This is a genomic window from uncultured Nostoc sp. (assembly GCF_937863485.1).
Lineage (GTDB): Bacteria > Cyanobacteriota > Cyanobacteriia > Cyanobacteriales > Nostocaceae > Nostoc.
Map to the genome: position 1 here is coordinate 152,690 of NZ_CALMFY010000113.1, position 14,608 is coordinate 167,297.

Here is a 14,608-nt window from a genome sequence, read left to right on the forward strand (position 1 = left end):
CTTGCTAGCAAGATCCCCGTAGGAGTACGACAAGCTACAACTCTTCTCTACGAGAGGCTGCGCCAAGGAGAGGCTGGCGCTTAGGGCGTAGCTATGCCGCAGGCTTTACGACTGCGGCTCCATTGAGCGTACCCCTACGGGGATCTTGCTACGCGTAGCGTCTCCAAGAGTTGCCGAGATGCTCAGTACAAGTCAGTCACCATCGTAGACATCGCTCATTCCACTATAATCGCTGAAACTCATATACTGTAAGCATTTATAATTTCTACATAAGTCCATTGTCCAGTGCGTACATACTTTCACAGTGGCATCCTGTCGCTGATTATAGCACCTACTCATGAGCATGTGATTAAGCTGCTACGCAGAATTTCTTAGTCCCCAGCACGGACATAGCAAGTAAGATTGCGAAATTGCCGTGGGAAAACGTTGGATAATCAAACATCCAGACCTTTTTGAGTCTGGTAGGGTAACATTATTGGGAGACAACCGATGTGTGAATTACCCACCCAATAAGGCTTCCGCTACATATTTGTTTGCTTGCCAGAATCAGACTCAGTATAATTACTAATTGAAGTTCAGGTCTACATATAACTAATATAACAATTAATATATTAGTTGTTAAATCTATTACATGAGGTCAAACAGCTTGTAATGCCCAAGCAGCCGGAAGTTGGTCAGTTTCTTAACAAACTTCACAAACTTCTAGGGTTAATGCAGGAAAAGTTTGCAGCAAACATTGTTTGTAATGAGCGATGAATCGCTCATAGCAAGTTCTATCAGGACTAAAGTCCTTACCCAACGGGAAAGTTAGTCTCTCATGGGGAGCCACTGCGGTGGACGGGTTAAGAGGCATAAAGGAGGCAGTGCGCCCAAGCGGTTTTCCGACTTGTCCCTTGCGCGTCTCCTGTCTTGAGAAGCAACTGCCGTCAAGTGGCGTGGAAACCCCCTTAGCGCTAGCCTCTTCCTTTGGGAGAAGACTGCGCTAAATCACTACAAACTTTAATTTATTTACGCCTAGCTACTTAGATTAAAAGAGGATTATATGCAAAAAAAATCACCAACTATCTTGATTATCAACATATTCAACTATTAGTTCAAAATCAAAGGTTTTACCATGATTCGGAAACAACTCACAGAATTTTCTTTAGAAGATGGCACAAAGTTTTTAGCTGAAGTTGATGAGTCAGAAAATAGCAATGCTCTTGTACGTGTTGCCAGACCAGACACTGGGCAAATGGTAGTTGAAGCTAAAAAGAGATTTGATGAAGTATTAGATCAAATCCAACCTGTAGCTTCAGCAATTATTACCAAACTGAGTCAGCTTAATACACCTGCCGATGAGGTAGAGGTTAAGTTTGGTATTAAGTTAAATGCTGGTGTGGGTGCAATTTTTACTTCTGTAGGTGGTGAAGCTAACTACGAAATTACCTTGAAATGGAAGCAAAACAAGGCATAGTAACGTATGGCAGCGAGTACAGATAATTATATTCAAACTTTTAGGTCAGCGATCGCCCGGATTTTTCATGCTAATGGTGCGGTAGTTGGTGGAGGTTTTTTAGTTTCTGGGCGAACTCGAAATTACATCCTGACATGCGCTCACGTTGTTACCTCAGCTCTATCTTTACCAGAGGATATAGTTGAAGCTCCTAGTAATGATATCTACTTGGATTTCCCTCTAATTGCATCAGGACAACTACTAAAAGCTAAAGTTGTTTTTTGGCAACCTGTTGTCAACAATATATCAACCTCCGAACCTGAAGATATTGCTGGGTTGCAAATAGAAGGGCAGTTGCCTAAAGAAGCGCAACCTATCAAGCTGATCTCAGCTAATAACGTCTGGGAGCATCCTTTCCGCATATTCGGTTTTCCTCACGGACACAATGATGGCGTTTGGGCCGCAGGCGTGTTGCGAGACGGGCAAGGAAAGGGATGGGTGCAACTGGAAGACAGTAAGGTAACTGGCTACAGGGTAGAACCGGGTTTTAGTGGTGCGCCTATATGGGATGAAACCCTTGCAGGAGCTGTTGGTATGGCTGTGGCAACAGAGAAACAGCGAGAAGATATCAAGACTGCTTTTATGATTCCTGCGGATGCATTGGTCAAAGCATGGGATGAAATAACCTTGCCGATTTCATCAAATGCATATACTCAGAATAATCCGAGCCGGGTACAACAACTCAAAATCAAAACTTTGCAACAACGCTTTGAGGTTCTAAGTAGTGATTATGAGGCAGCTTACAATCAACTTAACTATACACTCAGCGCCAGCGATCGCAATATCATCCAACGCCAAATAAATACCATACTACAAGAACTTGAGCGAGTAGAAAGCGAACTTAATGCCATTAGATATTAATTTAATACCTAAATGCTATGACAAATTCTTCAGATTTACGAAAAAACCATCAACAGTAGTTAATAAACAATTTAAAAACTGATATTGAAAGTATCAGCAACCAAATAGGGTGGACGCTTAATGATGTAGATAAAAATAAATTGCAAAGGCAACTTGACGATAAATTTGATGCATTAGAAAAAGCTGAATCAAAGTTAAACCAGCTAAATCGACAATCTTTAGAGCAAGTTGATCCTGATAAAATCCCATTCACTAATCGCGATGCTGCAATTATTGAGATTACGGCAATTAATTCTCCTCCTTATCGTCTGTTAACTGCTCCCGAAGGTTACGGAAAAACAGAATTTCTCAAACATATCTTGAGGCAATTTCAAAAATTACAATGGTGTTGTGCTTATGCTTCTATATCTAGTTATGAAAGTATTGAAGACTTAGAAAAACGATTAGCAAGTTCTCTGCAAATTATGCTCCCAGAAGGGCATGAATTAAGTTGGGGAGAGCGTTTAGGTTTACTATTGCATAGAAATTGGGCTAAATGGCAATCTCAGGATAAAAAAGGTATTGTGCTGCTAATCGATCTGGATGGAAGTGCCCCACAAAAGCAACGTTTAAACGAAATTTTTAATGACTTTAAGGAATTTGCATGGAGAATTGAAAGATGTTTGAAAGAATTACAGTTCTTTAAAGATAATTCTCGGAGACTTCGAGTTGTGATTGCAGCTCGCTGTCTGATTGATCTCCCCTTAGATCGGACTTTTCCTAAACTAACACTCTCTCCTTTTAACTGGGAAGTGATTCAGGATACAGCAACTAAATATCTCAAGCCGATCGAGATGACTTCTGAAAGTCTTGCTCTACTAGCAGCACACTTACTGTATCTAACTGGCGGACATCCAGGGGGAATTGCTGAAGCACTAAAAGTTTATCGAGGTGGCGGTTACACAGTTAATTTGTTTTTAAACAGTTATGGCAACCAATTATGGGAAAAAAACCTCAAAAAGTGTAGAGACCAAATTAGAGAAAGCTTGACAAAAGAAAATAACTATCTATACGAATCCATTGAAAAATTAAGTATATTTCCCATAATAAATAGTAGTTGCATATTAAAGGAAGCTGTTCAGAGATTTAAGTTACCTTTCAGTGATGATAGTTTTAAATTAAATACTGAACTGACAAAGACATCTATTTTTACTCGTGACAAAACGATTATCAAAGATGGAATGACACGGCGGCTACTAGTTATTGGTCTTCTCCGAGAAAGTTCACCTGAGAGCTTTCAAGAGCTTTGTAAGGAAGCGGCTGAAATCTGCTTGAAATATATTCATGAACTGAAATCAAAGAATGATTCTGCTGTTGCAGGTACTTGGTCTATGCAGTATTTTTTTCAAAGTCTTCAGCAACATGCTGGATTTATCAATTGTGGTGCTAATAGTCTGGCTTATCGACAAGAACTCCGCAAAACTTTCTTCGATAAAACTGTTGAAGAAACTCTGGGAATATTCTGCAATACAGACCGAGAGCAAACCCATGAATTTCTGTCTACGCTTAAATCTGAAGTAGAACACGACTGGGAATTTCAGTTTCTTGTAAATTACTATTTGCATAATGACGAATATAATGATACACCCTATAGAGATTTAATTCAGAAGCTTGATGAAGCCATTCAAAATAACTAACTCAGGAGTCTATTATGTCTGAACTAGATAAATTAGAGTTTGTTGGTCGTGAAGAACATCTAAATCGAATTATTTCCCTTGTTCGGGAGCCTAATCTGCATATCGTTTTGGTGGAGGGTAGAGGTGGAATTGGCAAAACTTGGTTGCTTCGTGCATTACAATCCCGCCTAAACCAAATTCAAATTGGAACAAGTGAAATTATTGATTGTGATACCCCTGTTTTTAATGATGCAGAAGATTTATACACTCAAATCGCCAAACAATTATACGATTATACATATAAAGAATGGTTGCTCCGATTACGACAACTGCGAGAAGATGAAAACCGCCTCAGTCTAACCGCATACCAAGAGGAACGGAAACAAATTGAAAAGTTCCTAGTCGATGAAATTAATCGAAAATCCAGCCAACAGAGATTAGTATTTTTAATTGATACGGTTGAGAAGTTAGGACAACCAGAGATAAGAGCGGAAGTTTGGGAATATATTGCTAATCTATGCCAGCAACTAGACAACACCGTATTTATTTTAGCAGGTCGCCCTAGTATTGCCCGTCAAATTCTGGAAAAGTCATTCAAAGAAGAAGAATTAACTTATTTGGAGTTAAATGAATTTACTCGTGAGGATGTGCAAACGTACATTCTTTCCAAGGAGGAGCAGCTTCACTTTACTCTTGGGAAAGACTTAGTTGAAAAGATTATAGTTCTTTCTGGTGGCAGCCCCATCATGATTGAATTTGGAGTAGAGTATGCTTATCGGGAAGTCATACCAGATTGGTTAGAGAGTGAAGATATAGAAACTATTCCAGGTAGGTTGGAAAAAATTGGTGGATTTGAAGCTGAGATGGTTCGACATATTACGCAGCTTCGGACATCAATGGATCGGCTAACCCTGTTACTTTCACGTATCTACCCATTAGATAGCTCTGATATTGCTAATTTATTAGAACTATCTACAGAAGATGCTCAAAAATTATTTATTGATGCACAGAGCTACTTTTTTATCAAACCAGTAATAGGTGGTTCTCAAATAGCATTGCATGATATTGTGCGAGACTTGGTTGATAAATATGTATGGCCAGATATTGACCCAGATATGGAATGGAGAAAACGAGATAGTCGGATTGCTGCTAAATATTTTGAGCAAAAAGATTATGAGCTAGGCCCACATAAAAGGATATTAGAAGTTCAACGTTATTCTGATGATTCTCATAAAGTTGCTAACATCGAGTTTATGATTGAAGAAGTGAAGCAACTGCGGGAATTCAATACTACACGATGGCTATCGAATGCTTTATACGCCGATCCGATAACAGGCTTTGAAACTTGGCATGAAGTTACTGATAGGATACGCAGTCAATCCAAGAAATATAGCTTTGTGGAAAAATTATTGATAGTTGCGAAACAGTTTGAAAAAGAGCTAACCCCTGATCAAAGATTTAAACTTGTTATTCTTGAAGCAAAGCTTGTTTACGCCCTTGAAGGCAAGATTAAAACAGAAAATGAGGTGAGAAAGCTAGAGGAAATTCTCTCAAAACAATCTTCTAATTATTCTTATCAAGCAGATATTTATAATGTCTTGGGAATGCTGAATGCCAAGTTACATCTTTATGATAAAGCATTGAAATATCAGCAAGAGTGTTTATCCCTAGTTCAAAGCAACAAGCTATCATCTGCTATACCTCGCGTAGCTAACCTAGTTGGTTATCTTTATCGACAACTCAACAAGTTTAACGAAGCTGAAAAATATTACAAACTAGGTTGGGATGCTGCTATGGAAGTTGACACACCTGACAAAGGGTTAACTCAAGTTATGGCTAGCATTCAGAATAATTTGGGATTCTTGTACGGACAAGAAAAAGATTATTTAAAGGCTGAACAGTGTTTTAAGGCTGCTATTGATATGTGGTCGAGTGTTGAGAGTGAACGCGAAATAGCCCACGCCGAAATTGCCTCTGCTACTATTTCGGTAGAGAATGGTAACTATATTAAAGCTAAACAGCTACTTGAACGAGCCTTAAGCCGTTGCGACAATGAAGAAAACGATCATCGAATATTGTGTAGGGCATACTTTCAATTAGGCTTAAATCAGTGGTTTAGTGCCGAGGTAGTAAATGAAGCCGTTTGGGATGTGACACAGGTAGAGTGGGATCTCAATCTGCTAAGTCTCGCTCAAGATGCTTTAGAAAAAAGCCTGAAATTGGCAGAGAAATACGGAATTGAAGAAGAATTACCTAGAATTTTGCACCAAACTGCCAGTGTCTATTGGCATCTTGGGTTTCAAAAGTGCGATCGCTCGCTGCAAGAACAAGCTCTAAAACTCAATCATCGGTCTTATCAGACTAGTCTAGAATACAATGATACGCGATATGCTATTGATAGCCTGGTAGGCAAAGCAGAGTTTGATTATTATGCAAAAGCCTATGAGCATATTTCAGATTATGCACGAGAACTTAGCGATCGCTTCCAATCCTATGAAAATATCCATCAACTATACTTTGGTCGGATATTACGGATAGAAGGTGATGTCGCTTTTCAAGAAGCTAACTACGATTTTGCTTTTAGGAAATATGCTCTAGGAATACCCAAAATCTTTCAGGATGGAGGTTTCGGGCCATATTCGAGCCAACATGAGCTAAATCTGCTCCAAAAGAAAATCGAACGCTTGCCTATAGAACTTTCTAAAACTCTGATCCAGCAACTAAAATCTCGGTGGAATGATCAGAAAGCTCTCAAGGAATGGTGTGATCAACAAATGTTTCTGACTAGAATACGTGCCACAAAACAGCCATCTTCTCATGTTTAGTAAAAAAATTGCTCAACCCAAAATTTTAGTTTCTCTCAATTCTACCTACGTACCCACTGGGCAATGCGATTGTGATGGAGGGGACTGTGCCTGTGACTTATCCCCTTTGCCAGAATTAAGCTCAGATATCCGATTATCTTTGGGGATGTTGGAGACAGAGTTTATGAGAGTTCCCAACTCGCAGATTATGAATCTAGATGATACTTATTCTATCTGTTATGGTACTCATCATCAAGTAGCAGTTATGAATAAATCAGCATTATATTTACTAGATAAATTTACAAATCCTCATAAATTAAATGATATTGCAATAGAGCATTCTCAAATTGACCCAACAGACTTACAGACAGCGATTCAGGAACTATATCAAGCACATTTGATTGCACCAAAAAATAATTGCTCATTTAACCAAAATGAAATACCAGAAACTTTAACAGCATGGTTGCATATCACCGATCGTTGTAATTTAAGATGTGACTACTGCTACCTTCCTCATCTAGCAAAGGATATGTCAATAGATATAGGTAGAGCAGCTCTTGAATCTACATTTCGCTCTGCCACCTTAAATCGTTACCGCCGCGTCAAACTGAAGTATGCAGGAGGAGAGGCATTACTATGCTCTCCTTTAATTAAGGATCTCCATTTGTATGCTCAATCCCTTAGCAAAGAAAGAGACATCATATTAGATGGAGTCGTTCTCAGTAATGGAACATTGATTACGCCTGAGATTATTGGGATGCTGCAAACATTGAATCTGCGTCTAATGATTTCACTAGATGGATTATCAAATTTCCACAATATCCAACGATCGTATGCAGGCGGAAAGGGTTCGTTTCAAGATGTTGAACGAGGTATTAAAATTGCTTTGCAAAATGGTCTTATACCAGATATTTCCATTACAGTTAGTGGGCGTAACGCAGAAGGATTACCCGATCTGATTGAATGGATATTGGAGCATAATTTGCCCTTTAGTTTAAATTTTTATCGTGAAAATGAACTATCAGCTTCTTACGAAGACTTGCAACTAGAAGAATCTCGGCTGATTGAGGGAATGTTGGCAGCGTTCAAAGTTATTGAATTGAAATTACCTAATCAAAGTTTACTAGGTTCATTGATTGATCGTGCCAATTTATCGTCTGCTCATAAACGAACTTGTGGAGTTGGGCAAAGCTATCTTGTATTTGATTACCAAGGGCAAATTGCCAAATGCCAGATGCAGCTACATAAAACTGTATCCTCAGTTGACAATCAAGATCCTTTAACTGTTGTGCGACAAGATAAAGCAGGTATTCAGAATTTGTCAGTTGAGGAAAAAGAAGGCTGTCGTACATGTGAGTGGAAATACTGGTGTACAGGTGGTTGTCCTCTGGCAACGTTTAAGGCTACAGGTCGTTACGATATTCAATCTCCAAATTGCAATATTTACAAAGCTCTCTATCCTGAAGCTCTCCGACTAGAGGGTTTACGCCTTCTCAAATATAGTTACCCAACTAACTAAGTAGCTAAAACCAGGCAGTAGGGGAGAATTTATCCTATCACTACTAAATAGGGTTTCTAGCAACTTAAGTTGACTTTGTTCGCGCCTATAGACCTCTAGTTTAGGCGATCGCCAATAACTTATTTATTATCGGAACTCCGTTATGGATAAACCACAATGTCATAACTGTGACCTCCTACTTGTTGTTTTAATCAAAAACGAGAGTTTGATTATTTATTTGTTCTTGCTGTAGTTATTTTAGGTCTGACGATAATAAAAAATGCCAGCAGAGTAAAAACTAACATTTGCCAAATCACCAAATTCCAGCCACCAAGATGCCAGCATAATAGACCAATGCTAGTACCTACAGCACCGCCGATAAAATAGGTAGTCATGTAAACTGTGTTGATGCGACTATTCGATTCAGCATCAAGAGTGTATATCCTTGCAACATTAGTGACCTGCGTTGCCTGTACACCTACATCTAGTAACAATACAGCAACAGCGATCGCTATCGCAGAATTAGCAGCAATTTTAGCAATTACTAAGCTTGCAATCACGAGCGATACAGCAAGAGTCAAGGAACGTTGGGAGTTACCTTGATCAGCTAATTTACCAAAAACTGGTGCCATTAATGCACCTGCGATCGCCACAAAGCCATACATCCCAATTGTGTCAGATTGAAAATTAAAAGGCACTCCACTTAAATGGAAAGTTAGCGTTGTCCAAAATGAGCAAAAGACACCAAACAATAACCCACCAATTAAAGACGTTTCTCTTAAAAGTGAAAAACGTTTTAATTGTTGAAGCGTTGATTTTAATAAATCTAAATAATCACCACTATATTCATTCTTGACATTAGGCAAGTATATCTGTAGTAAGATAGTAATAATTAAAATCATTCCTGCTGAAAATGCATATACATAACGCCAACTCAACCATTCAGCAATATATCCACTAAAAACCCTTGCTCCTAAAATTCCGATCAATATACCAGTAAAAATGTTGCCTACAGTTTTGCCTGTAGTTACTCTATCTATACTTGCTGCTAAGGGAAGAATAACCTGAGCTGAGACTGTTGCAATCCCAATTGCTACGCTCAATATCCAAACCTCGACGATGTTTTGTGAAAACGTCATGAGGATCAACAAACAGAACAAACATATCAGTAAGCAAAGAATTAATTTTTTCTTGTTGATTTTATCGCCCAAGGGGATTAAAAAGAAAAGCCCAAAACCGTAACCAACTTGCGTAAGCACAGATATGCTACCCGCTTCGCCTTCACTGACTCCAAAAGAAGATGCAATATCTTTGAGGATTGGCTGATTATAATAAACGTTGGCAACACAGACACCAGCTGCGATTGCCATAATCAGTACCTGGACTTTAGTTAATCCGTCACTTGAGATTTGTTTTTGCATTCAAACTAAATTTATACAGGAAAAAACTGGTTTACAGTACAGCTAAAACCAGGCAATAAAGGAGAAATTATAATATCGCTACTAAATAGGGTTTCTACTAATTTAAGTTGATTTTGTTCGCGCCGATAGACCTCTAGTTTACGCGATCGCCAATCAGCAATCCAATATTCTTTTACTCCTCTGGAAGAATAAAGTTTAAGTTTAGCTTCCTTATCCCGTCTTTGGTCTGAGTTGCTAAGAGACAAAACTTCAACTACTAAATCTGGTGCGCCAGTTAAATGTCCCGCTTCATCCAATGTTAGCGCCAAGGTTTCTTTAGTAGCCCAAACTACATCAGGAATCACATTATCTGATTCTGAAAACAAAACGCCGGGGTTGATCACAGCTTCTCCTAAACCAGTAGACTCTGACCAAATGTTAAGCTGTTGGAAAATTCTGCCACAAGTTTGCTGATGTTTAAAGTGAGGTGCCCTAGTCACAAATAATTCTCCATCAACTATCTCGTAGCGCGTCCCTTCATTTTCTGGTAAAAGTTCCAGGTCGTGAATTGTCCAGCGTACTCCTGTATTAAGCATCTGACTCATGGCTAATTTCTTTAATCTTGCTCTTGTATTTTAATTATAAGATTTAAGTTTAGCTTCCTTATCTAGTCTTTCAAAAAATAAATATATGAGTAAATAGTATGACTAAAACAAAATGCACCAAACAAAATGCAAAACCAGCTACCCAGTAATTGTACTTTCTAAAAAAATAATTACGAGATAGTGATATTTTTAAGTTTTTTTACTCGTCCTAAGCAAATTCTCACTTGCGATTTTCACGCCGCCATTTACCCCGCACTAAACGAATTTCATCAAAACTGTAGCTTTCACCTAGTTGTTCTCGAATTGGCGTTAAAGATATATCACCAAGCACTTCTAAAACTTGCCAAATTTTTTGTTGATGTTCAAGAGGTACTAACTGATTTATGTCTACAGGCTGATTTTTTTCAATCAAATCTGTCAAATGGCGAATAATTGTTGTGGGGCGAATGTTGCGTTTTTGAGCAATTTCATTAACACTCAAACCTTGTTTATGTAATTGTAATGTGAATATTTCTGTGTCAGAAGGTAAGCTAACAGAGGGTGTAAAACTAACTTGGGGTGGATCTATCAAACCTTTTTCTTGGCGGTAGGCGCGAATTTCTGCAAGGAATTTATCGCCATATTGGGAAAGTTTGTGACTACCTACGCCCGAAAGTTTACCAAATTCGATTAGTGTTGTAGGTTGTACCTGTGCCATCAATTTCAAGGTAGAATCCTGGAAGACAACGTAAGGTGGTACAGATTGTTCATCAGCAAGTTGTTTACGGAGCGATCGCAACCTCTGCATTAATATCTCTGCTTCAGCAGCTTTTTCACTCCCTTCTTCCCAAGTAATCTTCTGTGCTACAGGAACAGCAAGAGAAACTGTGTGCTGTCGCCGCATCACTTCCCAACTGAAGGCGTTAAGTTTCAAAACTGAGTAACCATCGCTAGTCTGTTCTAGCAAGCCTTGATGTAAAAGCGATCGCCCCAGCATCCGCCACTCATCTACACTCTTATCTTTGCCAATACCATAGGTAGAAAGTTTATCGTGTTCGTTTTGGGTGATTTTCTGGTTTTTTGCCCCCCGTAACACATCAATAATGTGCAGCATCCCAAATCTTTCTTTACAACGCGCCACACAAGATAAAAACTTCATGGCTTCAATTGTCCAGTCTTGCATTGGTTTGGGATGACGGCAATTATCGCAGTTACCGCAATTCCCACCAAAACGTTCCCCAAAATAACCTAGCTGAATTGTGCGTCGGCAAACAGTACCTTCGGCATAGTCAATTACCTGACGCAGTTGTTGTTTAGCAATCAACTGTTCTTGAGGGTCAGTTTTTTGGTTAATACTCCATTCAATAGTTTTGATATCACTGAAACTGAAAAAAAGTGTACAACGTGAAGGTTCACTATCCCTTCCCGCCCTACCTGATTCTTGATAATAACTTTCTAAATTCCGTGGTAAATCAAAGTGAATTACTAACCGCACATCTGGCTTATTAATTCCCATACCAAAGGCAATTGTTGCCACCATGACGCGCACATCATCTCGAATAAATCGAGTTTGATTGCTGCTGCGTTCTTCATCAGTTAATCCGGCATGATAGGACAAAGCGGAAATATGATCATTTTGCAGTTTAAAGGTGAGTTCATCAACTTTTTTGCGCGTCAGACAATAAATAATTGCTGAACCCTCAGTTTCCCGAACGAGTTCTAATAATTCAGCGTAAGCAGACTTGCTTTTAGAACGAACTTCGTAGTAAAGATTTTGGCGGTTAAAGCTAGCAATATGGATACTGGGTTGCTTTAGCCCTAGTTGTTGGATAATATCAGCACGGACGCGATCGGTTGCTGTGGCGGTGAGGGCGAGGGTAGGGACATCAGGATAGCGTTTCCGCAAAGATTTCATCTGCCGGTATTCTGGGCGGAAGTCGTGTCCCCACTCAGAGACGCAGTGGGCTTCGTCAATGGCAAAAGCTGCAATCCCAATTTTTTCCTTGACTAAATCGAGAAACGGCAGAAATCTTTCACTCAAAAGACGTTCTGGGGCGACGTAAAGTAATCTAACTTTACCGCTGAGGATGGCTTCTTCCCGCGATCGCACCTTATAGGGATTCAGACTACTATTTAGAAATGTGGCAGCAATGTTATTATTTCGCAGTCCTTCCACTTGATCTTGCATCAAAGCGATTAATGGTGACACTACCACCGTTAAACCTTTTTTGATCAATGCAGGTAACTGAAAGCACAGAGATTTTCCTCCCCCTGTAGGCATGACAATCAATAAATCTCGATTTTGCAGCGCATCTTCGATAATTTGCCGTTGTCCGGGGCGGAATTTGTCGTAACCGAAGTGATATTTTAGCGCTTGTTCGAGATTGGGGTACTGAAGCATAGCGATCGCTTTTTCGGGGGCTGTCTGCGTGAGTAGTTATGAAGATATCAGGATTTTAACTCACATCATCGGCAGCTTTGGTCAGACATGCGTTTCTGTTGGCGATGTCTACGACGGGCTACCCCTACGCCCGCTCATCAATTATCATACATGATGCGATGTCTACGACGGGCTACCCCTACGCTTGACTTTCAAGACAGTCGCTACAAAATTGGCGATCGCACTATTGCCCTGGCGTCCGGCTCAATCAATGCTATCATTAGCACAAATATTCTCACTTTAGGGATGCACGTAATCAGCAAAGTGAAATTGCGGGAATTCTGGGTTCAACACGCTGATTCTGAAGATGCTCTTAATGACTGGTACAAGTTTGCATCTATTGCAAACTGGTCTAATTTAGTAGATGTTCAAAAAAGATATCCGAAGGCAGAAAGGGTTAGTAACTTTACAGTGTTTAACATTAAAGGTAATAACTATCGTTTGATAGTAGACATTAGATATTCCAGCCAGACAATTTTTATTAAATACGTTCTTACCCATCCTGAATACGATAAGGAAAGGTGGAAAGATGACCCCTACTTCTAGTCAACAAACCTACACTGACTTACTGATTCAGTATCAGCCTAAGCTAATTAAAACAGAACAGGAGTATAACAGAGCCTTAACAGCAGTAGAGGGGATGATGTCTGGCGAGTTGACACAGGCTGAAACAGCGCTTTTTGAGTTGTTGGTTCTTCTGATTGAGAATTACGAAGAACGCCTTTATTCGATGGGTGAATCAAAACCTGTGGCTACTTTAGAATCCCTCATGCATGAGTTTGATGTGCAGCCAACTTCTTTAGTCGGGGTTTTTGGCTCTGTTGAGATTGTTAGGGAAGTGGTTAATGGTCAACGGAAAATTAGCCAATCTCAAGCTGAGTCCCTAGCTAAGTTTTTTAATGACCATTATTCTGGGCTTTCCCTAACGGCTCTTGACTTTGGACAGTGAGAAAATTGAAGATAAAACTGTCGCTACAAGATTAGCGATGTCTACGACGGGCTTTGCGCTGTCGCACTTCCCAAAATCGTGCGATCGGCCTAAACTACATCCTCAGCATCAGCTGCTAATACTTGGTCAACGGTTAAAGTTAAGTCTGGAAAAGTTTGACAAGGAATTGTTTCTCCTTCAAGATACTCAGAGCGTTGATACTCACCATTTTCTAGGGTCAGGACGATCGCCTTTTTTCCTTTTCCTCGCAGACAATATTTAGCAGGAATTTGACCTCGGTAGTCGATAATCCAATATTCAGGTACTCCCAGGGCAAGATATTCTTCTTGTTTGTCTATGAGGTCAGTTGACCAGTTGGATGAGGCAATTTCAACAATCATGAATGGCTGAGTTTGGATGCCCATCCTCGGTTGATCGTCGGGGTAAAACTGGGGGCGTTGGATAATCGCAATATCGGGTCGTCGGCTTTGTGTCTCGTTAATTTGTAATGCGTTTCGCTTCCGAACTGAGTATTTCAGTTTACGCTTGCGGTAGGCAAGTTCAAACATGAAGGACAGGAATTCAAGAATTTCTTCATGCAGTTCGCTGGGTTCTGGCATTAGCACCAGCTTTCCAGCAACCAACTCATACTCATTAAGTTCATTACCTTCGGCGAAATCAAGGAATTGGTTAAAGGTTAGTGGTTTAGGGGTTGTGATCATGGCGATCGCTCCTGATTGATTAGCATCTGGCTTCTCATAACCTTTTGATCTTCAAGTTTATATCTGTTTGCCATTAAGTTTTAGTTTGTTGAGTCTCATGCTTCGACCTAACCGACAAGATCGGCGTTCTACTTGCAGCAGCGCTGACGCTCCTTCCTCTCTACGAGACGCTGCGCGAACGCTACCGCTTCGCTAAGGTCATCGCACGCTCATCAACCTAC

At 39.9% G+C, this 14,608-nt stretch carries 12 protein-coding genes; 7 read left to right on the plus strand and 5 right to left on the minus strand.

The annotated features are described in order from the left end of the window. Positions 1–682: 682 nt before the first annotated feature. Positions 683–853 (minus strand): hypothetical protein, encoded by a 171-nt coding sequence (locus Q0541_RS15300; RefSeq protein ID WP_298911547.1) that lies wholly within the window; start codon positions 851–853, stop codon positions 683–685. Positions 854–1,114: 261 nt separating this feature from the next. On the opposite strand from Q0541_RS15300, the gene Q0541_RS15305 reads away from it, so the two are divergent. From Q0541_RS15305 to Q0541_RS15325, 5 genes are all read left to right on the plus strand, one after another. Beyond that, entirely contained in the window at positions 1,115–1,456 is a 342-nt protein-coding gene (locus Q0541_RS15305; RefSeq protein WP_298911548.1) for a CU044_2847 family protein, read from the plus strand. Between the two features lie 6 nt (positions 1,457–1,462). Then, positions 1,463–2,356 (plus strand): trypsin-like peptidase domain-containing protein, encoded by an 894-nt coding sequence (locus Q0541_RS15310; protein ID WP_298911549.1) that lies wholly within the window; start codon positions 1,463–1,465, stop codon positions 2,354–2,356. A gap of 62 nt (positions 2,357–2,418) precedes the next feature. After that, positions 2,419–4,032, plus strand: coding sequence for a hypothetical protein (locus Q0541_RS15315; protein ID WP_298911578.1), 1,614 nt, complete (start codon positions 2,419–2,421; stop codon positions 4,030–4,032). Positions 4,033–4,046: 14 nt separating this feature from the next. Then, positions 4,047–6,836: an AAA family ATPase gene (locus tag Q0541_RS15320; protein WP_298911550.1), complete on the plus strand. Its 2,790-nt coding sequence runs from the start codon at positions 4,047–4,049 to the stop codon at positions 6,834–6,836. Further along, positions 6,829–8,334: a radical SAM protein gene (locus tag Q0541_RS15325; RefSeq protein WP_298911551.1), complete on the plus strand. Its 1,506-nt coding sequence runs from the start codon at positions 6,829–6,831 to the stop codon at positions 8,332–8,334. The genes Q0541_RS15320 and Q0541_RS15325 overlap by 8 nt, the downstream gene beginning before the upstream one ends. 209 nt (positions 8,335–8,543) lie before the next feature. Here Q0541_RS15325 and Q0541_RS15330 read toward each other — a convergent pair whose 3' ends face one another. From Q0541_RS15330 to recQ, 3 genes are all read right to left on the minus strand, one after another. After that, the gene (locus Q0541_RS15330; RefSeq protein ID WP_298911552.1) at positions 8,544–9,734 is read right to left on the minus strand and encodes an MFS transporter; all 1,191 of its coding nucleotides are present in this window, start codon (positions 9,732–9,734) and stop codon (positions 8,544–8,546) included. 11 nt (positions 9,735–9,745) lie between these two features. Next, positions 9,746–10,318, minus strand: coding sequence for a Uma2 family endonuclease (locus tag Q0541_RS15335; RefSeq protein WP_298911553.1), 573 nt, complete (start codon positions 10,316–10,318; stop codon positions 9,746–9,748). Positions 10,319–10,538: 220 nt separating this feature from the next. Next, a complete protein-coding gene (gene recQ / locus Q0541_RS15340) occupies positions 10,539–12,698 on the minus strand; it encodes a DNA helicase RecQ (RefSeq protein ID WP_298911554.1) in 2,160 nt (719 codons plus the stop codon). Between the two features lie 285 nt (positions 12,699–12,983). On the opposite strand from recQ, the gene Q0541_RS15345 reads away from it, so the two are divergent. Beyond that, a complete protein-coding gene (locus Q0541_RS15345; protein WP_298911579.1) occupies positions 12,984–13,283 on the plus strand; it encodes a type II toxin-antitoxin system HigB family toxin in 300 nt (99 codons plus the stop codon). Continuing rightward, positions 13,267–13,686 carry a transcriptional regulator gene (locus Q0541_RS15350; protein ID WP_298911555.1) on the plus strand — a complete coding sequence of 140 codons (420 nt, stop codon included), beginning with the start codon at positions 13,267–13,269 and terminating at the stop codon, positions 13,684–13,686. Before Q0541_RS15345 ends, Q0541_RS15350 begins: the two co-directional genes overlap by 17 nt. 89 nt (positions 13,687–13,775) lie before the next feature. Here the strand turns inward: Q0541_RS15350 and Q0541_RS15355 are convergent, their stop codons facing one another. Further along, complete coding sequence (locus tag Q0541_RS15355) at positions 13,776–14,387, minus strand: Uma2 family endonuclease (RefSeq protein ID WP_298911556.1); 612 nt, start codon at positions 14,385–14,387, stop codon at positions 13,776–13,778. Positions 14,388–14,608: the final 221 nt, after the last annotated feature.